This is a genomic window from Megasphaera jansseni, assembly GCF_047974155.1.
Classification (GTDB): Bacteria; Bacillota; Negativicutes; order Veillonellales; family Megasphaeraceae; genus Megasphaera.
In genome coordinates this window covers 1-276 of record NZ_JBHYRR010000094.1, presented here as the reverse complement: position 1 = coordinate 276, position 276 = coordinate 1, and the positions used below count along the sequence as shown (strand labels likewise).

1 protein-coding gene is annotated in these 276 nt (G+C 50.0%); it reads left to right on the top strand.

Annotated elements, in window-relative coordinates:
• Positions 1 to 227, top strand: a 227-nt coding sequence (locus tag ACE418_RS13520; protein ID WP_416451087.1) for a hypothetical protein, incomplete at its 5' end; no start/stop codon positions are given.
• Between the last annotated feature and the right edge of the window lie 49 nt (positions 228 to 276).

Here is a 276-nt window from a genome sequence, read left to right as displayed (position 1 = left end):
ATAACCACTATGCGTCAGACCAGGAACGCAACCAGCATTTCAATGAAACCGGCCTCACACCGGATATTTTGCCAGGCGCCGCTAAAGATGCACATTCAGTCACCCGATCAGCTATTTCCCAGGGAACGATTCAAGTCACCCAGGGAGTCACGGATGTGACAAAAATCAACCGTGATACAGCCCATGCCCTCCAGACGCTGATCACATCTTTGATAAGCAGAAAGTAGAAGAACGGCAGGAACTGGCCCGGCTCTTTGCGAAAAATGCAGATGAACT